This is a genomic window from bacterium SCSIO 12827, assembly GCA_024397995.1.
Taxonomy (GTDB): Bacteria; Pseudomonadota; Alphaproteobacteria; order Rhodospirillales; family Casp-alpha2; genus UBA1479.
This window is the reverse complement of sequence record CP073746.1, coordinates 3,660,699-3,685,954: the sequence shown is the minus strand read 5'-3', so window position 1 is coordinate 3,685,954 and position 25,256 is coordinate 3,660,699. Positions and strand designations below refer to the sequence as shown.

Here is a 25,256-nt window from a genome sequence, read left to right as displayed (position 1 = left end):
GGATTGGCTAAAGCGCTACGTGAGCGCTTTATCAATTGCGGATGAGACGTGATAAAGGGGTCATTTCGGCGAGCACGAGCGTGCAAATTAAGCTTGGGCGGGGTTAATCAATCTCTTGCAAGCCTGGGGTGACCAGCCCCTGATAATCATAACAGGTCTTGCAGCGAGGCAACTCGTCGTGCCGCATTTGTGCAAGCATTTCGCGATAATAATTGAGTTTCTCAGAATGCCAAATCTCGGAAATCGACATGTTGTCCAATGAACCGAGAACCATTTCATTGTTGGGGTCGTCACAACAAGCGGTGACACTGCCGTCCCAGTTGATCGATAGCTTGTCGTAAACCTCCGGGCATTCGGGGTGCTTTTTGACGACGCTCTCTTCTTCGATCAGCGTCTCAAGAATTTTCATTTCGCTTGGCCGCAGTCGTACGGATTTCAGATCTGCGTGATAAAACACCGTCCGCCCGATCGATACGGCATCTACAAGTTCCTTCATTAAATCACGGAATGCCTGAACCTGTTCGCGAGTTTCGTATGTGATGCTGGTGGAGGCATGAAGGTATGGAAGGTCGCGGTCGCCCCGCATGTCACGAAAGACTTTCATTACTTCGATTAATCCATCGAAGTAGTCGATATTACGCATCTCGTGATAGCTCTTACGGTCGACGCCCTGGAATGAAAACTTAATAGAGTCGATCCCGCGATCGATCATTTTTTTGATAAAATCTGGCGTAAGCTTGCTGCCGTTTGTGTTGATGTGCGTCAGAATGCCGCGCTCATTCGCCATTGACAGAAATTCAAGAAACTTCGGATGCAGCGTCGGTTCGCCCCAAAGAATGAAGCGGATCGGCGTGTTGTGGAGCGCAAGTTCATCGACCACCTTGCGGAAGGTGTCTTCCGCCATAAACCCGGCACCGCGTTCCAAGGAATGGTTTCCGGTCGGGCACATCAAGCAACGAAAATTGCAGGTGTTCGTCAATTCCAGATCGACGAAATTCGGAAAGTCGGGAAGTTCTTCGAACTTCTTTCGCGAATTACCTGCGTTGCAGGACTCATACAGTGGCTTGAATGGATTGCTGCGCACAATTTGATCCTGGTCTTTCTGTGAAGCGGGCTTAGGCATCAGATGTGGTCGGGAGCCGCGTTTGCCAACCAATTTCACGAACCTCTCCGGGGTGGGCCGTGCCGAGGCAATGTTCATTGCGAGTTAGGAAACTCATGTCCAACCTTGAGGGTCTACAAAATCCCGCACGTAATGGGCATCAATCAGCTTTATCCTGTTTCCCGATTTCGGATAGCCAGCGGAAGTATCAAAAACAAGGCCGTCATTGGCTATAGGGCCATGACGTGATCGCGTTTCTGATCAGCCGAGAATGCGGTTGATGCTGGTCTTGCCGAATTCAATGAGGCCGGAAAACACCTACTACTTTATAATACATATTAAAGCTTTGCGTCGCCATTTCATCATTGTATCCGGAATTTCTGCGCTTCTATTGGTTTGTCCGCCGTTAAGCGGGCAACGGTCATCCCGGTCTTGAAAAATGTGGGGAGGGGCCCTTCGCGACGTCGCCGCGGACCGACCGTCGTAATAATCTTAGCCTTATTGGTCGTCGAGGTTCTCGTCGGTAATGAACAGGGGGACGTCCCGGAGGCTGGAAATGACTTCGTCCCGCATAAGATGAGGGGCGGGAGTCCGCCCACCGATCAACATTGCACGCATATCCGTGCCGGAAATATGCGTCACGGAACGTGGGTCTGTCATTTCATGGGGGCAGGTCTGTTCGGTAACGATCCCGTCGCATTTTGAAGAATGGTAAGGACCATGAAGGCGCATGATCTCGATCCCGAGTTCGCCTTCGAATTGCCTAGTCAATTGTTGGGCCTGATACTTTCCGTAATAGTCTCCGACGCCGGCGTGATCCCGACCGACGATGAAGTGCGTACATCCGTAATTGCGACGAACGATCGCATGGAACACCGCTTCACGGGGGCCTGCGTAGCGCATTGCCGTAGAAAGGACGCCGAACGCAACCTTATCTGGCGGGAAGAATTCCGAGATCAATGCCTTGTAGCCGGTGATAACGGCGATCGGGGTATAATCCCCTTTTTTCTTGCGCCCAACGAGCGGCTGAATGAACAACCCGTCGACATGCTCTAAGGCGATCCGTTGCAGGTATTCGTGCGCACGGTGCGGAACATTCCGAGTTTGAAATCCGGCGACAGTCTGCCAGCCTCTTTCATTGAATGTCCGTTTTGTCTCCTCGGGCGTTAGTTCATGGGCGTCGAACTCCAGGGGTACGCGAGTAAGAAGTTTGACGGGACCACCGATGGTTATGCTTGGGGCGCGAAGGAACTGCGAGACGCCAGGATGGGCAGGGTCTGTCGTGCCAAACACCTTTTGCGCGGCAATTTTCTTATCGAATTCGAAAATCGACTTGATCTGCATCACGCCGACTTGAGTGCCGTGGAAATAGAGATCGACCTGACTGCCGCATTCAAGTCCTTGGGCCTGTGCCGACTGGATGGGGAGAATGACGGGTAAGGGAAACACGGCACCGCTCGGCAAGCGCATATGATCGACCACGGAATGGAGCTCCGTCTCGGTCATGAAGCCGGTGACTGGCGCGAGCGCGCCTAGCCCGATTTTTTCAAGCTCCAGGTATTGGTCGCGATCGAGATGAATCGTGGTCATTGTTGTATTTCTGACAGCTTGGCGGCTAGGCGGGGGACGGCACGTGCGATGTCATGCGCAACCGACGCCGGATTGGGAAGCTGGTCCGCGTCGATGACCAGGTCAGAATGCGTAGGCTCGTGCCAAGGAATGTCCACACCCACGACATTCGGTGCGCTCGATCCATAAAGGCCTTTTGAATCCCGTTCTTTCAAAAGAGACATCGACGCTTTCACGTAAACCTCGAAATAGGGCTGCAGGTTCTGTCGGTTCCAGGACAGCAAATCGGGGTGCGCGTACAGAGCGCCCACAAGGACGATGAGATTTTGATCGGACAGGATTTTCGCCAACTTCTGGATTCGCCCAATTTGCACCTTGCGATCACTCTCTATGAATCCAAGGTCTTGACTGAAGGCGCGGCGGATTACGTCGCCGTCCAACAGCACCAGTTCAGGTAAGTGGGGTTTCAGTAGGTCGTGAAGTGCCGTGCAAATTGTTGTTTTTCCGGCGCCCGACATACCAGTTAGCCAAATAACCATGTTCAGAATGCTTTCTCATTTCATTGCGTCATTAGGGTTTTTTGAGTTGTTCCGGCCATATCTCGGAGAGCTCAGAAGGCCGATTCCGTAAGGCCGTGGGTTCGCTCGAAATCACGGCTAGCCGCTTCAAGTTCTGCCAGAAAATTGGGGGCCGCACCGATTTTCTGAAACTGTTTGACCTTTGCGCGCCGCGCGGCGATCGGCAGCGTTCTCGGCACCCGCTCTCGACCGAAAACCCCGCTATACTTTTCGTGGATATCCGTACCTAGAAAATCACCGATGCTACCGAGCTCTTTCGCTGGATCGGTGACAAGCCCCTCAAAGGTTATGGTCTTGATCAATGATTGGCGCGCAGGGGATAGAAGGCTTATCCGTTCGCGATATATGTTTGAGATTGTCAGGACGCCACGAATGCATCGGTCGATTGGATTTGTTAAGGAAAAAAAATCAGCATGCCAGTCGACGGCCCACCACGGACAGCGGCCTGAGGGCGTTGATGAGACGACGGTGAAGGCCAGTGGATCGGATCCGAAACGCGTTCCCCATTGACGCCGATGCCATGAGTCAATGACGTCGACCGGATGACGGACGACATGAAGAAATTTGAGCCCAGGAACGATATCAAATAATAGGTCTGCGCTCGGCAAGGCGTCGTGCGTGCATACCAGCGGGATGGACTTCGCGGAGATAAACGCATCGACTGCGGCTTGACCGTCGGGTGATGCCGTTCTCTTGATGATTTCGGAAAGTTTGGGGGAATTGTAAATGCTGGAGTTGTCACTCAGACGGGTGTTCAAGTGCCGACCGATGATGCTCTCATAGAGCATTGTGCTTAAGGTGTTGCTGATCAATGTCGATGCGGCTTCCGTCGACATTTGCCCCAACTGCCACATGAAGCAGATGTTCTCGATCTGCGGATTGTGCAGCGGATGCTCTACCAGAGAAAGTGCGCCAACCAAATTGCAGGCCATGAACTTGCCCGTACGGGTCATGCCATCGACGATCAAACAGGAGTCGAGCAGTGGCGGGGGCGGACAGGGCGAAAAGGGCATAGGGCGGGAACCTTGCAATTTTGTGATCAGAGCGACGGACGGTTCGGTGTGAACGGCATCAGATGTTCGAAAGTTCTAGAAACAACGACCCATGCTGGTTCATCCGATGCATTTTTTGCGCGGAGAAAATTATGCACGTAGCGATCGATGACGTCGTCCCGTACCGGTGGAATTGCGATCGACTGATCATCGATCAAGTCCATATCCAGTGGGACCTGTTCAAACCAACTGGCCATGAAGTCAACATATTCGCCTTCCGGAAAATCCCTCAATGTTGAGTTGGTCAGAAACAGAATCGGTTTTCGATAGATCGCCGCAAATGACATCGAGGTGCTGTAGTGCACAAGAATGCAGGATGCATTCCGGGCAAGCTGCGCCGTTTTGCCCTGAATTGTTACGCGGCCGCCGAACAAGCGGTCCGCTTCGGATTTGGAGTAAGAAGATTTCGGGTGCAGAGCGATAATGACGGGATGACCTGTATTCGCCTCTACCTTGTCCAGGGTTTTCCTGAGGGATTCGAAGTACAAATCGATGGTTTTTGGCCGCGGGATATTCCAGATAGCGGCGTCCGGTTGATTGCCGACCCCGCCTTCGAGGAATAGGGCGTATTTCTCCACTGTCGTTACGGCGGGGTCGTCTTCCGATTGCTTCGCCCAGAAAAGTTCGAACCCCTCGACATCGACCTTTTCGCTTTTTCCGGAGAACGGGAACAGGCTTGTAAAAGGCGCCTGATAAACACCGCCTCGAATTTCAATAAGCGGGCCGTCGATTCGCCAATAATCCAATCCAATCTGCGCCACCAGGTGCAGCTTATTGTATAGCCTTGTGAGGAATTGACGCGCGTTACGGAACGTCATGCCGAGTAGGCGGCGGACACCCGACGTTGCGGTGAGCCGGAGTAGGTAAGTAGACGGTATCTTGCCGCGATTGACGAACGAGTATCGAAGACCCCGTTCTGAAAGAGCCTTGAATAGCCAGTAATTTTCATATGTCAGCCCAACCATGGGCAGGATGAAATCTGTGGGCTGCAAGGTGTCAAGAAATTCGAAAAGCTCTTCCCTGGAATTTGGGGTCTCAACCCCGGGGGCATTCCTGAACGATTCCGATTGCGTGTCGAGATTCTGTCCATTGCGCAGGACGTTCCAGCAGCTGATCAGGCGAACCTCGTATCCGCGCCGCTTGAATTCATCACAGCCGAAGCGAGTATAATCCCGTTGTAATATCAAATGATGCCCAAGCAGAACGTAGCGCCGACGATGCCGGGGGCGTGTCATGTCAGACCTGGGTGTCGCTGCAATTAGGCTTCATCCCAAATGGGGTGACGCAGCTTCCAATCGTTTCCGTCTTTGGCCCATAAGTGATCAGAGCGCCAAAGGTCGATGGACTCCCAAAATTGATCCTCAGTGATATTGCAATAGTCGAGCAGTACTTTGAAATGCCGCGATGGAAATTCGCCATCAAAGCGCTTGATCAAGGCGATGCCTTCTTCGCGTGTAATTTTCCCATCGCGGATTTCGTGGGCTGCATCAGACGTGCAGCGACCGATCCCGAACTTGATGTAGGCGAGATAGTAATGAAATCCGTCGAGTTTATCGTCGAGGCTTGCGTACTTTGAATACGTGCCTTCACTGCGTTCGGCGTTTGTCGTGAAGCCGGTGTTCTTTTGGCAGTAATAAAAATTCTCTTGGGGGTCCCACATTTTGTAATAACCAAGGAAATGGACTTCGGTCTTATTGTCCATGATCTTAGCGTAATCTGGCGCCCGGTAAGGGTGAAGGTCGGCCAGCGATAGCCCGTGATCCTGCCAGAATTCCGGCGGCATGCCGGAGAAGTAATGCTTATCGTGATCGGTGATTTCTCGGGTTGGGCGAAACGCGTTCTTCATGTCTCCCCCATATTCGACCTCGCCGTTCTCACCATAGAAAATCAATTGCACCCCGTGTTTCACGGCCATCTGAAGGGGGTAGTTTGTTTGCCCGTAAATGAAAGGCTGAAACGGGTCGCCGATGTGCAGCAGAGCCAGACGGGTCAATTCGCGATTGACGCGCCCGTTCGGCGTGCCGAGCACGTGGTCAAATCCGGAATCGATGAAATTGCGCAAATTGACCCAGCCGATGTCGGTATAAATGTTTGGCGACCAGGTCACGCAAAGCGGGTTCATGTTGTATTTGAACTTGAGTTGGTGGGCGACAAAGCTGCCGTCCTTCCCGCCGCTACAGGGTACGATGACATCGTAGCTGCCGTCGGTGCGTCGGTGCTTGTCGAGAAGGTCAACCAGTTCCCGTTCGCGCGTGTCCCAATCGAACGACTTCTTGTGGTCCGCAAAATTGCATGCGCTACACACTCCGGCCTCATCGAACGTGATGCGCGGGCGCTGGTTGGATATCGTGCACCTTTTGCAGAACTTTACCTCGGCGGGCAGGTTGTATTTGGCGATGACGTCGTGTTTTTTCATGTTCAATTCGTTATCAGCTTGGTTGATTGTTTAAGGAGCTGCCGGCGCGGACTAATCGATCCAGAAGGCGCAGCCCGTCCGGCCCGCTTTTTTCTGGATGGAACTGACATCCCCAGACATTTCCGCGCATGATGATTGCGGCAATGTTCTCGCCATTGACGGCAATGCTGCCGACAACATCTCGTGCGTCCGAGCAATGGAACCCATAGGAATGCACGAAGTAAAAGTAGGGGGCTTGGACGATGCCTTCGAAAAACGTTTCACCACCTTCTCCTGTGACGCGGCGCCAGCCGATGTTCGGAATCCGTGTTTGTTCATCGCCGTTCTTTGCCCTTGGCAGGCGAAGAACATTTCCCTTGATTAGATCCAGGCCCTCATGGTCACCGAATTCCTCGCTGCGCGTGGCGAGAAGCTGCATGCCCAGGCAGATGCCTACCAGGCGGGTGCCTCTGGCCGCCGCCTGGTGGAGCGCCTGATCCATGCCGATACTCTTCAGCTTGGCGATCGCATCACCAAAGGCGCCGACACCCGGCAAGATCACGGTGCTATAATTGCCGAGAAGGTCCGCGTCGTTTGTGACCTCGTGCTCATGGCCGAGAGCGAATAGTGCCTGGCGAAGGCTGAACAAATTTCCGCGTCCGTAATCGATTATGCCGATCATGGCCTAACCTCGCCGCCGGCGGCGATAACGGCCATTTTCACATCGCCCACCGAACAGGTGTCGTAGTGAAAGACAGAGGCACAGGCGACGGCCTCTGTCCGGGAGCCTTTAATCATTGCAGCGACATGATCCGCACTTCCAGCACCTCCTGACGCGATGACCGGCACCTTGACGACTTTAGAAACGGCTTCGATCAACGGCAGGTCAAAGCCGGATTGTGTGCCTTCTTTGTCTATGGACGTCAGCAGAACCTCTCCGACACCAAACCGCTCGGCTTCCTGGATCCAATCAAGGACGTTGCGTCCTGTGCGTTCTCGCCCATTATCTGTCATGGCTTCCCAGGACCCCGGTTCCCGTCGGATTGCCTCGACGGACAGCACGATGCATTGGCTGCCGAAGGCGCGGGCGGCTTCTCCGAGAAACACCGGGCGGTTTACGGCCGCTGTGTTGATCGCCACTTTGTCGGCGCCACTTCGCAGCACGGTCTTGATGTCGTCCAGCGTCCGGAGCCCCCCCCCCCCGGTCATTGGCACAAAGATATCGCGCGCCGCATCCTCGACGATATGAAGGATGCTGTTCCGCCCGTACAAAGACGCGACGGCGTCCATGTAAAGCAATTCATCGGCACCTTGGTTGTAATATTTGTGCGCCATCTCCGACGGTTTGCCTACGACACGTAAACCTTCCAGGTTAACGCCCTTGATGACATTTTCACCCTTGATGTCGAGGCGCGCGATGATTCGAGTAGGGGGCATTCGGTTCCGTGGTCTTGTTGGGGGCGGAGAATAAACGCTTATGGCTTTTTCTGCTCACGCGCGCGTTCCAGATCCTCGATCCGACCAACGTCCAGCCAATATTCGTGAATGGGGAACGCGGCGCAGTTTTTGCCGGCGGCCATCCAGCTTTCAAACAGGGCCGGCATGTCGGTCGCCGTGTCGCGCGGGATGTCTGCCAAGGCAGAAGGATCCAGTACGTAAATTCCGGCATTCACGAAGAATTTGTGCACCGGCTTCTCGTTGATTGCCGAAATGCGGCCGTTGTCGATATCGACAACGCCAAAATCGACTTGGAAATCATACGATCTGACTCCCATCGTGCCGGTTGCGCCCTGTTCATCGTGGAATTCAAGCGCGCGATTGAAATCAATCTCCGTCAACAAGTCGCCGTTCATGACGATCAGCGGTGTTTCGGGAGGAGGGTCAATCAGGCTCAGGGCGCCCGCTGTTCCCATGGGGATGTTCTCGGACAGATAGCGGATTTCGGAATTCCACTTACCGCCGTCACCGAAATGGTTGCGGATTTGATCGCCTTTGTAGTTGATCGATATGTAGAAGCGGGAAAATCCCTGGCTGACGAAATTCTCGACAATACCTTCGAGTAGCGGCTTGCCGCCGACCTCGATCAAGGGCTTTGGCGTGTTCTCCGTCAGCGGGTGCAGTCGCCTGCCCAAGCCGCCAGCCATCAACACGACCCAATTTTCCCGCGCCTGACCGCTTTTGACGAGGTCGTCGATGATGATCAGGTCGATGACGTGGCCGTCGCTGTCGGTGACGGGCACCTGGTGTAGGCGACGGGCCAGCATGGTTGCCTTCAGTGCGCTCTTGTCATGATCGCGATCGACGCGAAATGGCGCACTGTTCATGGCATGCACGACAGGCTGCTCCAAAGTCATGCCCTTGAGAATTGCCCGCCTTATGTCGCCGTCTGTGACCGATCCGATGAGGCGTTCGTCATCGTCAAGAACCAAGGCGATCTGCCGAACGCCTCTTTCGATGCTTTCGATGGCGGCAAGGATCGTGTCGTGCGGCCGGATGATGGCGTCTCGCCAATTTCCCATTATCCGATCTCCTGCGCTGGGTTCCCTGCCACCGTGGCGCCATCGGTGACATTGCGGATGACGACCGCGCCGGCGGCGCAGATGGCCTGCGCGCCGATGTCGATGCCCTGCAATATTGTTGTGCCGACGCCGACATGAGCGCCGTCGCCAACCGTCACGTTGCCGGACAGTACGGCACCGGGGGCGATATGGGCATGGGCCCCGATCTTGCTGTCGTGGTCGACCCGGGCACCGGTGTTGATGATCACGTTGTCTCCGACCTTAGCGCGGGGCTGGATGATGGCGCCGGCCATGACCACCGTTCCGGCGCCGAGTTCAATTTCGGCGGCGACGGTCGCGGTGGGATGCACAACCGTGGCAAAGGTGTATCCCTTGTTCCTGAATGCGGTATACGCCGCGCGCCGCCGGTCCGTGCTCCCGGTCGATCCGATACCAATTATCAGAAGGATATCCGCGGGGGCGTGTTTGAGCACATCAACGTCGTCTCCGATCACAGGCGCGCCGAGTACCAGCGTGTCGCGCCGTGCCGGATCGGCATCGGCCAAACCAAGGACGGGCATGCCCGCGCTGCGTGCCGCGTCGAGCACAACCGCCGCGTGGCCCCCGGCCCCGATAATGATAAGCGGTCGGGTCACGAGATCATCTCATCGGCGATGAAGTCGCGCGATGCCGGTCGCCCGATCCAATCAAAATATTCGTAGGCCGGTATGCCTGTCTCCGGCCGCTTGACTGTCAGGTTCGTTGCCGTGAACGGCTCGCCCTTCTTTATGGCGCAGGCGGCGACCAGACTCTTGCGGGCGACCTCCTTGTTGGCGACCTCGTTTTCCAACGGCCGCTTTACACCGTCACCAAGCGCTGCCTCGACATCGCGGATGGCGGTCACCAAGGCGGCGAAATCGCGTGGTTCCATGGAGGCACTGTGATCAGGCCCGGCCATTGTGCAGTCCAGCGTGATGTGTTTTTCGATCATACGGGCGCCCCGGGCGACGGCGGCAATCGCCGCGGTCGGGCCCTGGCTGTGGTCGGAAAACCCGACGGCCAAGCCGAATCGCGCGGACAGCGAATCCATGACTCGAAGATTCAGGTCGCCTGCGGGTGCGGGATACTCGGTCGTGCATTGAAGCAATGTCACCTTGCGCGCCAAGGTCATCCGCGTGACGGGATCACGAAGTGCCCGGTCGAATGCCACGCTTCCGGGTACGCCGGCGCCACCATTGTAACCGAAGGCAAGAACGCCGAGGGCGGTCTCGATCTCATCCATGGTTGCCATGCCCGTGGATAGAATGACGTCACATCCGCGGCGCGCGATCTCCAGGAGCAATGGTGCGTTGGTCAAATCGCCGGAGCCGACCTTGATCCGCCGCAACCCGAGACCATCGGCAAGGAAGACGAGAGAGCCCATATCGAACGGCGTCGACAAGAAAGTAATGCCCCTTTCGACGCAATGGGCGTGGATTACGCGTTGGTCCTTTTCACTGAGTTCCAATGCCTTCAGCATGTCGCGCTGGCTTTCTTCGGCGCCCGTCCGGCTCGCCTGATAGCCGGCTTTCGCGGCTGTCGCTGTCGTCAGCTGGTCGGCCTTGAACGACTGAAACTTGACCGCGTCGGCGCCCGCATCGGCAGCAGCGTCGACCAGCGCAATCGCCGTCGCGCAGGATCCGTTGTGGTTTACGCCGGCTTCGGCAATTACCGTCACTGCGCCTGTTGGATTGGGCAAAGCGGGGGGCTGGTCATGAAATTTTTTGCGGCACAGCCCTGAAAAGTCGGTCGTGGCCAAAATTTCCGCCATCCGTTCACCGGCATGGCCGTCGCCGAAAAGAGACGCCGGTCCGCCCTCGGCGGCGTGGTCCCGCACAAGAGCCGCATCGATGGCGGCGATGATGGCGGCCGGGTTTTCGTCGCAATCGATAATGCTCGGCCAGCGTAGCCGACCGGCCTGACGAGGTCCGACATTGACGGTGGGCGTTCCCAGGATCGGCGCTTCGATCACGCCGCTCGAGGAATTTCCGATGACGGCGTCGGCAAGTTTCATCAGGCTCAGGTAACGGCGACTGCCGAGCGATGGATGCAGAGAGGCGCGTTCTGAATTGCGCGTCACAAAGGCGTCCAGGGCGCGGCTGACGGCACTATGCCCGGGATCGGCATTGACGCCGGTGATCACGACGCGCGCGTCGGCATGGTGTTCGAGGGCTTCGATCAAGGCGGCCACGCCGGCCAATCCATCGTCGTTATCCAGGGTCACCGGATGATACGTCACGACAAACAGCGGCGCGCCGAGATCACGACATAGGTCGCTTTCCAGATCCGCGCGGCCCATCCATTTCAGGGTCCGCATATTGTCGGCGGCAAGAGCGCCGGTGGTGTAGACGGATGCCGGATCCTCCCCCATTTGGATGACCCGTTGGCGATAAGGTTCTGCGGCCGTGAAATGCAGATGCGCCATCTTGGTGACGGCGTGCCGGATCGGGTCGTCGAAGGCGCCCTCGGTCAACTCCCCGCCGTGAATGTGCACGATGGGGATATTGGCAAGCATGGCCGCCGATGCTGCAGCCAGGGTTTCGTAGCGGTCGCCAAGAAGCACCAGGGCATCGGGCTGCCGTTCACTCAAGGTCGTCGTGAATGCGCTCAGTCCCGCGGCCATCGTGTCGGCGGCGGCCTGCGCGTCGTCGCCGGGGTGCAGGATGTCGATCCGTGCCGTAGTATCAAAGCCGTCGGATTCAATGGCGTCGACGGTATGGCCGAATGCTTCGGACAGATGCGTTCCGGTCACGATCAATTGCAGATCAAGATCCTTTTGCGCTGTGATCGCGCGCAGCAAAGGTACCAACAGGCCGTATTCGGCCCGCGTTGCTGTCAGCACACAGATCCGGCGCGACGCCATGGGTTAGCCGTTCGTCCCGTGCAATAGCCGAGGGCCACTTGGGATGTTCACCAAGCGCTCGACAAAGTCGCGTGCCGTCGCAAGGTCGCCGGCTCGAGGGGCCTCGGCATAAACGGAGGTATCCGGCATCAGGCGCCAGCAGGGCCGCGTTTGGATGCCGGCGTCGTTGGTTTGAGTTAGGAAGCGATCGCGGCTGTCTGCATTTTCGAACATCAAGGCGTTCAGCCAGAAATTGCTTTCGCAGCCGGCCGGTTCAGCGAATGTCGCGACCCCGTCGAGATCGCTGAACAAGTCGGCGTAGCGTGCCGCAAGATCGCGTTTGCGGTCGATAAAGACAGGCAGCAGTTCCAACTGGGCACAGCCCAGGGCCGCGTTGATATTGGGCATGCGGTAGTTGTAACCGACCGCGTCATGATCGAACCACCAGCGGTCCGGCAAGCGTGCGGTCGTTGTCAGATGCTTGAGGCGAGCGGCCAACGTATCGTCGTTGGTCACGATTACACCGCCGCCGCCCGTGGTCACGGTTTTGTTCCCGTTGAAGCTGATGACGCCGGCCGCCCCCAAGCTTCCGCAGCCGCGGCCTTGATATCGACTGCCGAGGGCTTCGGCGGCGTCCTCGATAATCGGCAACGAAAATTCGCGAGCCAACGTATCAAGGGCCGTCATGTCCGCAGGGTGTCCGAACAAGTGGACCGGCAGGATCGCGGCGATCCGCCGCCCGCTTGCCGTGTGGATCAGGCCGTCCGGGCCCGGCGTGCAATCATCCTTGAACAGACCGGCAAGCTTCACCGCGTCGATACCGCCCGTGACGGCGTCGCTGTCGACGAACAGGGGCACCGCACCGCAGTAACTGATGGCGTTGGGCGTGGCGATAAAGGTCAATGCCGGGCAGATAACGGCGTCTCCGGGCTCGACGCCGAGCGCCAGAAGGGCGGTGTGCAAACCTGCCGTGCCGTTGACCACGGCGATGCCGTGTGCCGTGCCGCAGGCATCGGCGGTCAGGCGCTCGATCTGCTCCACATAAGCGCCGGCGGAAGACACCCAACCGGTATCCAGACAGTCCTTCACATAGGCCCATTCGTTGCCTTCGAAAGACGGTTCGTGAAGCGCAACCGGGCCTTCCGCGCCCAGGGTATTGCGCAGAAAGCCGATCAATCGGCGCCCTGCCTCGTCGGCGGCGTCTGTGCGGACGGCCGGGGCTGCGGCGATGGGGTCAGACATTGTATCGGTCAGCCTTGTAGCGGGTCAGGTGACCCGAGGCGCGGAACCATTCGACCGTTTCCGCGATGCCGCGTTTGAAGCCGGACAAGCCGCCGTACTCCGGCTCCCATCCAAGCACGTCGCGGGCCTTCGTGTTGTCGGCCCACAGGCGCTCGACCTCGCTCTGCTGCGGGCGCAGCCGCTGATCTTCGGTCTCGACCTCAAGTGGTGTGCCGGTCACCTCGGTGATCACGTTGATGGCATCGTCGATGGAAATTTCGAAGTTGCTGCCGATGTTTATGACGTCGCCCACGCCGCCGCCGCCTTCGGCCATCATGATGAAGGCGCGGACGGTGTCCGAAACGAAGTTGAAATCCCGTGTTGGATGAAGAGCGCCGAGCCGCAGGCGCGGTTGCCCGGACAGCGCCTGAGTGATGATCGTCGGCAGCACGGCACGCGCCGATTGCCGGGGGCCGTAGGTATTGAAGGGCCGGATCACGGCGACAGGCGTTTCAAACGAACGGTGGAAGGCGAGCGCCATTTGGTCGGCCGCGATCTTGGTCGCCGAATAGGGCGATTGGCCTTGCAGGGGATGTTCCTCGGTGATCGGCACAAACTGCGCGGTCCCGTAGACTTCGCTGGTCGAGGTATGCACGACATGCGTCGACCCCTGGTCCGCCGCAGCCTGCAGAACGTTCAAGGTTCCTTGAATGTTGGTTTCGACGTAGGTCGCGGGCGAATGGTAGGAATAGGGAATGGCGATCAGTGCGGCGAGATGCAGGACGACATCGCAGCCGCGCACGGCCTCGCGAACGCCGTGGGCGTCGCGAACGTCTCCGGCAAACACGTCGAGCGATTCACGGATGTCAGCGTCCGCGTGGTCGAGCCAACCCCAAGAGTTGAACGAGTTGTAGTACACGAAGGCGCGAACGTCGTGCCCGCGGCGGACCAGGGCCTCGGTTAAATGGGAGCCGATGAACCCATCCGCGCCGGTTACGAGGATGCGTTTGCGAGCGAGGGTCATGACGTTGATGTGCCTCCAGCGGCAGCGGCATTCTGTTCGACGATCATGCGGGCCATCATCAGATCCAATTCGCCGTCGATGTCGACCGAACGGTCAGCGGGCATGATGCTGGCGCGGGTATCGTTGCCATAAAAGGTTCGGTGTTCACGGAACCAGTCGGTGCGCGCGACGTAGACGGCGCCGTTGGGAAGGAAGGTGGGGGCGGTGTCCTGGCGGCGGGTGTGCAGGCCGTCGCCCGGGATGGCTGGAACCAGCTGGCCGCCATTCGTGATGCGGCACATCCATTCCAGGGGTTTGGGTGCCTCGACGACGGTGACGGCGCAGACGCCGCCGGAATGGCAGGCCGCGATGCAAGCATCAATGTCGTCGCTGCTGCGCAAGGGTGAGGTTGCGGCCAACAGTACGACGTAGTCGAAGGGACCGTCCAAATTGTCCAATGCATGGATTAAGGTGTCGGCGATGGGGGCTTCGTCGGTTGCAAGCACCGCCGGGCGGCGGAAAGGGACGTCACAGCCCGCGGCCTGGGCCGCATCAATGATGGCGTCGTCGTCGGAAGACAAGATAAGCCGATCAAGACACGCAGATCGTTGTCCCGCGGCGATGGTCCAGGCAATCAAAGGGCGGCCGCCTAGGTCGGCGATATTCTTGCCTGGCAGGCCCTTGGAGCCGCCACGCGCAACAATCACGCCCAGACAGGTCTTTCCGTCTATCATCTTGATCAAGATGTTCCCGGCCCGGCGCAAGAATCCGGGCATGCTACCGCAGTCCGGGTGAAGCGGGACACCCAGACTGCGCTTAAGGCAGTGCGCGGCCGAATGGCCGCCGAGGGTGCTGAAAATCAGGCCGCGGTGACGGCGTGACCAGGCAGGCGTGTGCGCACGACCCGGCCCATGAATTCCAGCAGAAGGACGACGCGTTGGTCGTCGTCAACACATTCGAATAGGCCTTCGAGTTCGGCGAACGGCCCGTTTGTGACGCAGATTTTTTGCCCTTTGACGAAAGCCGGCGGCATGACCTGGACGATGCCCTCCTGCTCTTGGTTGCGGATCGTGTCCACGATCCCGTCAGGGATAGAGATCGGGTCGGGGCCGTCACTGAGAAGATAGCTGACCCCCAAGGTGCCGTTGATCGAACGCCATCGTTGGGTCGCCGGGTTCATGTGCACGAACAGATAGCGGGGAAACAGCGGCGACATGACCGTATAGACGCGGCGCGCGTGCCGGCAGCGTTTCTGATAGCGTGGTAGATAGGTGTCGAACCCCTGTTTTTGCAGATTTTGGAAGGCGATCTGTTCTTTGTGCGGCTGGGTATAGACGACATACCAATTCATTGAACGTTCGCTCCGGGAATTTGATGCGCCGACATTCCGCTCACGCGCATAAACTTGGGGGTCAGAACACAATCTTCCGGCAGCAGTGCGATCAACCGGTCGCGGGTCTGCTGAGGGTCGGTCATGTCGGCGATGATGATTGCATCAGGGCGCTGCGATGATTGAATGGCCTCAAGCGTCTGATACACGGGAATGTCGCAGAAAGTGGCCTCGTTTCGGCCGGGATCGAGGATGCCGACGATGCTGACATCGGTGCCGACAATGGCCAGGGAGGCAATTTCAGCAAGGTCCGTCGCGCCGACGATGACGACCCGTCGCCAGTTGCGGGTTGCGCAGAACCGGAAAATCTCAGCGTACTCATGGCGTGCGGTGCGGTAGAAATTCAGAGAATGGCTCAAGTATTCGGCTGTCAGGCGGCTTTTCTCGGCGAATCCCTGCGGCGTCAAATAATAAGCGTAGCGTCTCGCGGGAACCTGACTGATTTTGAGCAAGCCTTTTTTGACGCAACGCTTGAGAACGGCATTTGTCAGCCCTAAGGCGACGCCCAACCGTTCGGCAAGACCGCGCTGCGAAATCGTTTCATCTTCGGCCACCGCATCCAAAAGATCGAGAGTCGTCTCAATCATTTGGTTGTGATTTTGCGCGTCGAATTTACCGTTTGCCATAAGAGCCTCTGTTCATGCCCTGAACATACTATGTTCAAGGCATGAACGTCAATCTGCGTGCATGCCTTGGAGGTACTGAGAGTGTCGTCTTTTCATACTGTAATCTCGATAGATTTTGCGACGCGGGTGACCGCCCCCTCGCACGTTTATGACGGCTCTTTGGGGGCCGGAAAGCCGTGCGCGGAGATCCTCACTTCGGAGGTTGTGGTTGAATGCGCCAAGGTCTGCCTCTATATACGGCCTTCAGGCATGCTGTATGCGGATGCCCTTGTAACTTAGCGGAACGCCGATGCTGATTAAGCAGTTCGCACGTAAAGTCCTTCCTGATTCGACCTATCACGCCTTGTCGAGAGTCAAGAACGGCCTGCTTTCCGTGCCCGAACACTACAAATTGATGGAGCGGCGGAAAAAGGGTGAGCGCTACCTCTCGGTGCGCATTGATACCGTGTCCGCCTGTAACCATCGCTGTCAGTATTGCTACACGCTGGACCTTACGGGCCACCGGACTCAGTTGATGTCATTGGCGGATTTTGAAAAGACCGCCGAGAACTTGTTCCCGTATGCACACTCGCTTGCGCTGTCATGTGCTTGGGAGCCGACAATGAACAAGCACTTGGCCGACTTTATCCGTGTTGCAGCTCGCTACAAGGTTCCCTACATCCACTTTGTCTCGAATGGGGCCATTCTGACGGATGAGATGATGGAGGCCATGGTTACCTGTGGTGTCGACCGAATGGCGGTTTCCATCGATGCCGCGACGCCCGAGCTTTATAAGAAGATCCGCGAGGTCAACGATCTGGATCGGGTGCTCAAGAATTTGCGCAAGCTGAAGGCGCTGAAGGATGAGCGCGGCGTCAATAAGCCGGTGGTTAACATCAATTGGACGGCGTTCGAGGAGAATGCCGACGAGGCCGAAATCTTCGTGCGTGAGAACGACGAGCTGTTCGACACGTTCTGGTTCTGGCATCTCCTGCCGCGCATGCGCAACACGGTGAACCCGTTCCATCGCATGGAAAGAGGCCGGTTCTTCGCCGTCGTTAAGCGGCTGCGCGCAATTCTGGGCGACCGTCTGACATCGACGGAATTCAACGAAGATCGCTCGAATAAGCCCTATGGCACATGCAATCGTTCCTTGGAAAATATCCGCGTCGATCCTGTGGGAACCATCGAGGTCACGTGTTCCAAGCATGTTTTGGACGGCAATATCTTTACGGAAGATTTCGCCGACATATATGCGCGAAACGAAAACCTGTTCGAGACGCTTTACAAAAAGAAAACCGATTTCTGCCAGAACGATTGCGACCGTTAACCGGCTTTCGGTGAGAACCCGGGAACGCACGGGGCGTCCGTCCGTTCATACACTCTCAAAAATGGATCTTCATGCAGAAGGATCAGGCTGTTTTTGACGTCTGCCACAAACTCTACCTGTAAGCGATTGTGGTTTAGGCCCAGCGGTTCGCGCTTGCTCACGATTATATAGCGTGCTTGCGCGGCCTGCGTCGGGTGCGGGTACAAAAGCTGCGGCAGATCGCCGAACCCTTTCATTGCCTGGAAGAACACGGACGTTCCGCATTGCGGGTCAATTTTGGCTCGTGCGGCGGCCAGGGATGCCTCAGGAACTACATAGCCATAACGTTCGATAATCGTACCGGTCTTTTCCCACACATTGACCGGACTGGTCATCGCCAGAGCGGCCATATGCACTGCGAACACCGCTGTCAGCGTCCGGCCCCAGATGCCGGCCGGCAACGTGCGACGGATCCAGGCAATACCGAATGTCGCCGCCAGTGCCCCCGCAAACACCAGCGACATGCCGTACCAGTTTACGATCTTTTTGTCGGCGATCAGAAGTACGATCGCTTCCGGGATCACGGTGATCAGTGCGCCAGGCGCGAAAATCGCCGGCCACAGGCCGAGCAGATAAGCGGCCCAATCCTTGTCGATGGCTGCAATATTGAACTTGAGGATTTCCGACGTGCCGACCGCGTGCCCGACCTTGCTGAAGTGGAAATTGTCGACCCCGGCCAGCATCGGGGCCCCCTTGATGCCGATCCAGAAAACCAGGGCCGCGATCAGCAGGGCGGCGAGTGCGCGCCTGCGTCCGTCGAAGTATCCGTTCCCCAGGATCCAATGGCCGATCACCGCGCCTAAAACATAAAGTGCGGCGTTCTCGCGCACGTTAAGAAAGAACAACAACAGCACGAGGGCCAGTGTCCACCGTCCCATAACGGCGGCCCAGGCGAGAGGTGCGCCGAACAGGAGCAGCAGGCTGGTGGCGTGGAACCCTTCGATGGAATCCATCACGGCCAGCATCATGTAGGGGCTGAACAGGCAGATGATCACCGTGAACAGGCGGTCGAACGCATTCAGCCCGAGATGGCAGCCGATTTTGATAAGGAACAGACAGGCCCAGATCGGCGCCAGGGCCTGGATCACGAGCAGGGAATGGGGGCCGAACAGACGCACGACAGGCCATAGAACGAGGGTTGTCGGCTGCCAATGGTCGAAAGCCAATGACGGCAGGTCACGGCCGACCGCATAGCGTGCGTTATATAGCCATTTGTCCCAGAAATTGGTGTTGTAGAGGGCGTTGGCGTAGTTGTAGAGGTCGTCCGTCGCGAGGCCGTGGTGGGCCAGGCGGAATTTGACGATCAGCATGAACACAGCCCATCCCGCGATGATCAGGATGGTGAGGAGGCCGATGTTGCGTTCGATCGCGGCGGCGGGTGTTTTGTCGTCCAGGGCAGCCACGCACGTCCTCCCTTGCCTAAAACCTGTTGGTGGGGGGGCTAGCCCTTGGCCGCCGTATCAAGTGGCCACACGCAGGGCACATTCGGATTTTCGAAAACCGCCACATGGCTGTCTTCGTAAATCAGCTTAAGGTCGCCTTTCGTTGCGTTCACCCATTTTGTCAGGCTGGACGCCATGCTGGGGATGGCAACGATATATTTCGATTGAGCGGCCTGACGGGGGTACTGAAGGTAGGGCAGATCGCCGAACCCGTACATGGCCTGCAGTTCGACCGCCACGCGGCAGCGGGTGTCGATGACGGCCCGTGCCTGGAGGCGGGATTCCGGTGGCACATGGTAGCCGATGCGGGTGACCAGCTTGCGTGTCTGGCCCCAGACTTCCTTGGGGCCGGCCACTGCGATGGCGATCATGTGCAGGGTCAGCAGCACCATCAGCGCCTTGGCCAGGCCCTTCCGGTCGGCGTAGGCGCGTACCTTCGGCAGCCCCTGGGCCACGGCCAGCGCACCGGCGAACACCAACGTCATGCCGTACCAGTGTGATGCCTTCTTCTGGGCCAGGATCAGAATGACGGACTCCGGCACGATGGCCAGCAGCGCGCCCGGTGCCGCCAGCCCCGGCCACAGCCAGAGGAACAGGTTGTGCCAGTCCGTGTCCATGTTCTTCAGGGCAAGAGCGATCCGGCTGGGCGTCGTCAGAACTTCACGGGCGTGGTTGGCGTGCTCATGAACAACGCCCATAAGCCAAGGCGCCACGATCAGTCCGCCGACGAACGTCGCGGCCGCGATCAGGACGGCGGCCGCGAGGCCGCGTCGGGTGGCGAAATAGGGGTTGGTGAAGAGCAACCAACCGACAGCGGCGCCGCCAACGTAAAGGGCTGCGTTTTCACGGATGTTGAGGAAGAAGATCAGCAACACGAACGTGAGCCGCCAGCGCCCTGTCACGGCGGCCCAAGCCATCGGGGCGCCGAAATACAGCAACAGACAGGTGCCGTGGAAGCCGTACATGCTGTCCATCACCGCGGCCATCAGGTTCGGATGGAACAGGCAGACAACGGCCACGAACAGGCGTTCGAAGGCCGACAGGCCGAACCTCTCGGCAATCTTCAGAAGGAAGGCCGCGGCCCATAGGGGGGCCAGCGCCTGGACCACCAACAGTCCCTCGGCCCCGGCCAGATGGACAACGGGCCAGAGCACCAGCAAGGTCGGCTGCCAGTGGTTGAACAGCAGCGACGGCAGACCGCGCAGAAGTTCATAGCGACCGGAAAACAGCCATTTGTCCTGAAAATTCGTGTTGTAGAGCGCGTTTACGTAGTTGAACAGATCGTCCGTCGCCAGCCCGTAATGGAGCAGGCGGAACTTCATGCCGATCATGTAGGCGCCCCAGCCGACGAAGATCATGGCGAGGATCAAGGGAAGGCGCCGCTCCAGCGTGGTCTCGAACCGCAACACTTGATTTCCCCTGCAATTGGACCGTGCCGTTATGCGCCGCCGGGCCGGATGCCCGCCCCCAATGTCCGCCGACGCGGAATAGTCGGCAACGGCAGTGCTGTCAAGGGACGGGCCGGGGGCGGCGACGACGCAATTTGCCGTTGGTTTGCCCCGGCTGATCGGTTAACAGGGGCCCATGACGGTACGTCGGCCCCCCTTTGTCCTGATCCTGACCATTCTGTGGGCGGTGATGGTTGCGGTTGCGATTGCGGTGCGCCCGCTTCTGCCGGTCGATGAAACCCGCTATCTCGCCGTTGCCTGGGAAATGTGGCAGCGCGGCGATTTCCTGGTTCCCTATCTGAACGGGGAGCCTTACAGCCACAAGCCGCCGCTTCTGTTCTGGGGCATGCATCTGGGTTGGGCCCTGTTCGGCGTCAACGACTGGTGGCCAAGATTGGTGGCGCCTTTGTTCGGACTTGCGGCTCTGTTGGGGACGTGGCGGCTGGGGCGTCTGTTGTGGCCGGATCGGGCCGAGGCCGGCGCCGTGGCGGCGGCCCTGGCTCTGGGGGCCCTGTTCTGGACCCTGTTCACCTCCATGACCATGTTCGACATGCTGCACGCCTGTTTTGCCGTGTCCGGCATGATCGGGTTGGCGTTTGTGGCGCGTGGCAGGCTGTTTGTGGGATTCTCCTTGTTCGCGCTGTCCGTCGGTCTCGGCGTTCTCGGCAAGGGACCGGCGATCCTGGTTCATCTTCTGCCGGCGGCCCTGATGGCTCCGCTTTGGGCGCAGAGTTTCGGTTGGGGCGGCGGATGGGGCCGGTGGTATGCGTGCCTTGGCGCCGCCGTGCTGGTTGGGGCGGCGATCGGGCTGGCCTGGGCGCTTCCGGCGGCGGCGGCCGGGGGCGATGCCTACCGCGACGCCATTCTGTGGGGCCAGTCGGCCGGACGGATGGTCGATTCCTTCGCCCATGGCCGCCCGTTCTGGTGGTTCGCGGCCATCCTGCCGGCGATGGTGCTGCCATGGCTGATCTGGCCGGCCGCGTGGCGCGCCATCCGCGTCGAGATGCCGGTCATGCGCGCCGACGGCGGCGCGCGCCTCGCCGTGATCTGGTTTGCCGCAGCCTTCCTGGTGTTCTCGGCGATCAGTGGCAAGCAGCCGCATTATCTTTTGCCCGAGTTTCCCGCCCTGGCGTTGCTGCTGGCGCGGGCCCTCTGCGGTGCATCGGCCGGGACGAGCGGATTTTGGCGCCCCGTCGACCGCTGGTTGCCGATGGTGTTCTTCGTCTTGGCGGCGGGGGTGATCGCCGGGGCTTTCCATTTCGATTTGAGGCCGTCCTGGGCAACCTCGGTCGGTGATGCGCAGCTCTGGCCCCTTGCGGCGGTCGTGCTGGTCGCGGTTGCGTTGTATTTCCGGGCTCAAGGTGGGGCCGCGGCCCGGACCGTGGGAATCGCGGCGTTATCCGTGACGATGATAATCGGCATTCACCTGACCTTCAGGCCGTTGATGATGGAATCGCACGACTTCCGGTCCTTCGCGAAAGCCCTCAAGGCCCATGAAGACAAGGGGTATGACTTCGTCACCTTTGGCAAATACCACGGCCAGTTCCACTTTCTCGGTCGTTTGACGCGCCCGTTCGGGGTCGTCGATGGGCCGGCGGAACTGGAAGACTGGTTGGCGGTGCATCCCAAAGGGATGATCATCGCGCTTCATGACAGCCTGCCGGATGGGGCGCCCCCCGCCGCGCAAACGCGGTTTCGCTCGCGCCTGATCGGGGCCTGGGCGAGTGACCTTTACCCGCCCCGTCAGGAGCGGCTGCGCCAGCGTTGATGGACCTTATGTTCGCTGCCGTGTCCCGGCACTGATGACCGCCATCAGCAGGAAATATCCGATCAGCCACCAGGACGACCAGATCGAGAAATTGAACAGGGACGACCCCCAGAAGACGGCGGTCAGGCCAAGCTGGGCCAGCGCTGCCGGATCCGCCCATAAAAGATAGCGGCGAAAGCTGCGGGCGGCCGACCAGGCGATGGCGAAAAAGACCGGAATGAATCCGATCAGGCCGGTTTCCCCCAGAATTTCAAGAATCCAATTGTGCGGATGCGACGGCAAGGCCTCGGCCTCATAACCGGGCAGAATATCACCGGCGCCTTCGACGCGGTTAATGACGTTGATCCCATATCCGGTCCAGGGGGCCTCGGCGATCTTTCCCGCGGTGAAGTGCCATATCTGCTGACGGTGGGTGTCGACCAGTTGTGGCGGCACCCAGTCCCAGACGGCGGTCGACGAGGGTTCGTCCGGCAATTCATAGACCAGCAACAGAACCGCGGCCGTCGTCGCCACGGCCCAAACCACCCAGGCGGCAAGCCATTTTCGGTTCTTGCGCGTAGCAAGGGCGAAGCTGACGACCAAAAGCATGGTCAGCAGACCGCCAAGGGCTGATTTGTTCGCCGTGGTGATGACGATGTAAACTAGGAGAAGGGCGGCGCTCAGGGCGGCCCACCGCCAGGCGCCGGTTTCCCGCACGGCCACCCAGGCTAGGACTGGTGCGGCGCAGGCGCCCAGTGCGGCATAGGCCTTTGGCGCGTGGAAGGCCCAAGTCGACGGCATGAAGCGGAATTCGCCACGGATCCATTTCAGGGGCTCTCGATACCCCAACTGCGCGATGATTATGATCCCCACACTGATCAGGGAAAACAGGACAAGGGTACGGGTCGTTTGTCGAAGCGCACGCGGGTCCCCGGACAGGAACGCCCAAAACAAGGTGCATCCACCGATGTAGGCGAGCGTCCGCGCCCAGGCTTCGAAAGATCTGAGAGGATCGAGCGAGCCCGGAATGCTGATTGCCATCCCGGCGAAGGCGGCCAGCACGATCATGCCGAAACGTGAGCGTACGGCGGCGCCGGCCCGCGCAAAAATGGCGCGGTCCCGCCAGGCAACGATCAGGACGGCGATCAACGCCGCCGCCACGATCCCCTGTAGTATCGCCCGCCCCGACACCATGACGGGAACGGTCAGGCCGATCGCGACCGCGGTCACGTCACGCAGCCAGGTCGAATGTGGATGGTCGTCGGTCATGGCCATGAAGGGTCCGCTGAACCCCGAAGGGCCGGGGTTATAAAGTTTGACCGCTGATAGCAGAAGCCTCCGCGCGGGTCCACTTGCGCGGCCGCAGGTTTAGGCCCCTTCGCGCAGGAACGACCAGCGCACCGCCGTCTCGCGGCCTCGGTGTTCGCCGCGCAGGACGATCTGCCCGCAGCGCCGGGGGCGGGCCGGATCGCCCAGATAAACGCTTTCCTCCAGCGCCGGCCGGGCGCCTGAACAGCGAAAGCGCCACCCCTTGCCGCCGGGCAGTTTCAACAACACGGCGTCGCCGCCTTCCAACATCGACGCCCCGGTTTCCGGATGCAGATGAAAACGCAAAGTGAAGGCGCCGGTACCGCCGACCAGGGTATCCTTGCCCCGGAAATCGTCGCCCGCCCCCGACAGGTAGAGGTCGCGGTTGTGGACAATGCCGAATGCCCGGCGGTAGCCGTCGTGCGCCGATTGGACGAGGGAGCTGCCTTCCCGCTCGTTGCGGCGGAATGCCATGCCGACCTCGGCCGTGCAGGACCCGTCCGTCGGCAGGGCGTCCGTGTCGTTAACGGCAAGTGTCGAATGGGCGGCGGTCGAGCGCAGCACCCGCGCCCATTCCGTGGTCTCGTCAGGGTGGGCGCCGCAATTGACGACCAGGCGGTGGCGGCCTGCCGACATTTCAAAACTGAGCGCCCCCGCGTGGATGCCGCCGTAACAGCCCGTATCGGCGACCACCGTGGTGGTGCCGGCGTGAAGGCGCTCATACCCCCAATCAGGCAGGCTGGTGGGCGCCGGGCCACGCATGCCTGCCGCACTCAGGATTGCCGTTACCGCGGGTGCGCTGCCGTTGTTGCCGCCGTTGAAAGCGGCCAGCCCCCCGTCGCCCAGTACGGTCGCCTTGACCGCAGGGGCCACCCTGGCCAGGGCGTCGGTCAGGAAATCGGGCACCGGCCGACGCCCGGCCCGGAGGGCGCGCGCCGCCGCGACCAGCCGGGTGAGGGTGCGCAGGGCGGTTTCCGGCGTTCGCGTCCGGTGACCACCGTCGGCCAGAATATCGCGGGCGATGGCGGTCCGCAGCCGTTCAAGGCCGGTGTCGAGCAGGGAATCCAGGCCCGGCAGGCTGACAGCCCCGGCGATCAGGGCTGCCCCGGCCGTGAACGGACTTTCATCAAGTCCGGAATGTTCGTTTCCGGAACGGTTTCTGCCAGCAAGGTGGCGCAACTGAGCCGACGCAGCGGCCGCCATTTCCGCGCGCAGACCATTGTCAGCCCCATCTGTTATGAAATCGATATAATTAAGCCAGGCGAGAATTCGGGTTCCAGCCACATCGAGGGCCCAGGTCACGGCATCCCAGCGGTCGTGATGACGCAGCCAGTCGCGGATCAGGGCCTGGGCGGCCTCACGGGCGTCCGGCGCGCTGAGCGCGGCGAGATCGCGCAGCCAGGAAAATCCGTAAAGCTCGGCCACGGCGCGGCGGCTTTTCAGGTCGGCGGCAAAAGGATAGGACCCTAAGGTGCGTTTGCGCGCGGCCAGGATCATCTCGCCGTTCAGGATTCCGGCGCCGCGCACCGGGTCACCGGGCAGGGGATCGGTGGTAATGGCGTGGATTTGGGCCGTCCCGTGGCGGTGCAACATCCTGTTGTAGATGTCGCTGCGGTAAAACACGTCGCGGGCGAACCGGAATACCATC

General features: G+C 59.3%; 22 protein-coding genes. 2 read left to right on the top strand and 20 right to left on the bottom strand.

All coding sequences use genetic code 11. From position 1 onward, the window contains the following. Positions 1–103: 103 nt before the first annotated feature. From KFF05_17275 to KFF05_17200, 16 genes are all read right to left on the bottom strand, one after another. On the bottom strand, positions 104–1,162 hold the full coding sequence (locus tag KFF05_17275; GenBank protein ID UTW51621.1) for a radical SAM protein: 1,059 nt from the start codon (positions 1,160–1,162) through the stop codon (positions 104–106). A gap of 438 nt (positions 1,163–1,600) precedes the next feature. Then, a complete protein-coding gene (gene sat / locus KFF05_17270) occupies positions 1,601–2,692 on the bottom strand; it encodes a sulfate adenylyltransferase (GenBank protein UTW51620.1) in 1,092 nt (363 codons plus the stop codon). After that, the gene (locus KFF05_17265; protein UTW51619.1) at positions 2,689–3,210 is read right to left on the bottom strand and encodes an adenylyl-sulfate kinase; all 522 of its coding nucleotides are present in this window, start codon (positions 3,208–3,210) and stop codon (positions 2,689–2,691) included. The genes sat and KFF05_17265 overlap by 4 nt, the downstream gene beginning before the upstream one ends. Before the next feature lie 71 nt (positions 3,211–3,281). Then, positions 3,282–4,202: a sulfotransferase domain-containing protein gene (locus KFF05_17260; protein UTW51618.1), complete on the bottom strand. Its 921-nt coding sequence runs from the start codon at positions 4,200–4,202 to the stop codon at positions 3,282–3,284. 86 nt (positions 4,203–4,288) lie between these two features. Next, a complete protein-coding gene (locus KFF05_17255; protein ID UTW51617.1) occupies positions 4,289–5,536 on the bottom strand; it encodes a hypothetical protein in 1,248 nt (415 codons plus the stop codon). Positions 5,537–5,559: 23 nt separating this feature from the next. Continuing rightward, positions 5,560–6,717 (bottom strand): N-acetyl sugar amidotransferase, encoded by a 1,158-nt coding sequence (locus KFF05_17250; GenBank protein UTW51616.1) that lies wholly within the window; start codon positions 6,715–6,717, stop codon positions 5,560–5,562. 13 nt (positions 6,718–6,730) lie between these two features. Continuing rightward, positions 6,731–7,378, bottom strand: coding sequence for an imidazole glycerol phosphate synthase subunit HisH (hisH, locus tag KFF05_17245; GenBank protein ID UTW51615.1), 648 nt, complete (start codon positions 7,376–7,378; stop codon positions 6,731–6,733). Beyond that, positions 7,375–8,133: an imidazole glycerol phosphate synthase cyclase subunit gene (locus KFF05_17240; GenBank protein UTW51614.1), complete on the bottom strand. Its 759-nt coding sequence runs from the start codon at positions 8,131–8,133 to the stop codon at positions 7,375–7,377. Before KFF05_17240 ends, hisH begins: the two co-directional genes overlap by 4 nt. A 38-nt stretch (positions 8,134–8,171) precedes the next feature. After that, positions 8,172–9,215 (bottom strand): nucleotidyltransferase family protein, encoded by a 1,044-nt coding sequence (locus KFF05_17235; protein UTW51613.1) that lies wholly within the window; start codon positions 9,213–9,215, stop codon positions 8,172–8,174. After that, positions 9,215–9,850, bottom strand: coding sequence for an acetyltransferase (locus tag KFF05_17230; GenBank protein ID UTW51612.1), 636 nt, complete (start codon positions 9,848–9,850; stop codon positions 9,215–9,217). Before KFF05_17230 ends, KFF05_17235 begins: the two co-directional genes overlap by 1 nt. Further along, entirely contained in the window at positions 9,847–12,096 is a 2,250-nt protein-coding gene (gene neuB, locus KFF05_17225) for an N-acetylneuraminate synthase (protein ID UTW51611.1), read from the bottom strand. The genes KFF05_17230 and neuB overlap by 4 nt, the downstream gene beginning before the upstream one ends. A gap of 3 nt (positions 12,097–12,099) precedes the next feature. Further along, on the bottom strand, positions 12,100–13,317 hold the full coding sequence (locus KFF05_17220) for a LegC family aminotransferase (GenBank protein ID UTW51610.1): 1,218 nt from the start codon (positions 13,315–13,317) through the stop codon (positions 12,100–12,102). Then, positions 13,310–14,320: an NAD-dependent 4,6-dehydratase LegB gene (locus tag KFF05_17215; GenBank protein UTW51609.1), complete on the bottom strand. Its 1,011-nt coding sequence runs from the start codon at positions 14,318–14,320 to the stop codon at positions 13,310–13,312. The genes KFF05_17220 and KFF05_17215 overlap by 8 nt, the downstream gene beginning before the upstream one ends. Beyond that, entirely contained in the window at positions 14,317–15,033 is a 717-nt protein-coding gene (locus KFF05_17210) for an acylneuraminate cytidylyltransferase family protein (GenBank protein ID UTW53773.1), read from the bottom strand. The genes KFF05_17215 and KFF05_17210 overlap by 4 nt, the downstream gene beginning before the upstream one ends. Positions 15,034–15,158: 125 nt before the next feature. Then, positions 15,159–15,650 (bottom strand): transcriptional activator RfaH, encoded by a 492-nt coding sequence (locus tag KFF05_17205; protein ID UTW51608.1) that lies wholly within the window; start codon positions 15,648–15,650, stop codon positions 15,159–15,161. After that, positions 15,647–16,315: a winged helix-turn-helix transcriptional regulator gene (locus KFF05_17200; GenBank protein ID UTW51607.1), complete on the bottom strand. Its 669-nt coding sequence runs from the start codon at positions 16,313–16,315 to the stop codon at positions 15,647–15,649. The genes KFF05_17205 and KFF05_17200 overlap by 4 nt, the downstream gene beginning before the upstream one ends. A 289-nt stretch (positions 16,316–16,604) precedes the next feature. Here KFF05_17200 and KFF05_17195 point away from each other — a divergent pair, with 289 nt between their 5' ends. After that, entirely contained in the window at positions 16,605–17,624 is a 1,020-nt protein-coding gene (locus KFF05_17195) for a radical SAM protein (protein UTW51606.1), read from the top strand. On the opposite strand, the gene KFF05_17190 is transcribed toward KFF05_17195, so the two are convergent. Then, a complete protein-coding gene (locus KFF05_17190; protein UTW51605.1) occupies positions 17,621–19,066 on the bottom strand; it encodes a hypothetical protein in 1,446 nt (481 codons plus the stop codon). The two genes, KFF05_17195 and KFF05_17190, sit on opposite strands and share 4 nt — an antisense overlap. Before the next feature lie 38 nt (positions 19,067–19,104). After that, positions 19,105–20,511, bottom strand: coding sequence for a hypothetical protein (locus KFF05_17185; GenBank protein ID UTW51604.1), 1,407 nt, complete (start codon positions 20,509–20,511; stop codon positions 19,105–19,107). Positions 20,512–20,689: 178 nt separating this feature from the next. Between KFF05_17185 and KFF05_17180 the strand changes: the two genes are divergently transcribed. Continuing rightward, positions 20,690–22,321, top strand: a complete 1,632-nt coding sequence (locus KFF05_17180; protein ID UTW51603.1) for a glycosyltransferase family 39 protein — start codon at positions 20,690–20,692, stop codon at positions 22,319–22,321. Between the two features lie 6 nt (positions 22,322–22,327). Here the strand turns inward: KFF05_17180 and KFF05_17175 are convergent, their stop codons facing one another. Together KFF05_17175 and KFF05_17170 are read right to left on the bottom strand one after the other, a co-directional pair. Continuing rightward, positions 22,328–23,575, bottom strand: coding sequence for an O-antigen ligase family protein (locus KFF05_17175; protein UTW51602.1), 1,248 nt, complete (start codon positions 23,573–23,575; stop codon positions 22,328–22,330). A 93-nt stretch (positions 23,576–23,668) separates the two neighbouring features. Further along, positions 23,669–25,255, bottom strand: coding sequence for a heparinase II/III family protein (locus KFF05_17170; protein UTW51601.1), 1,587 nt, complete (start codon positions 25,253–25,255; stop codon positions 23,669–23,671). Between the last annotated feature and the right edge of the window lies 1 nt (position 25,256).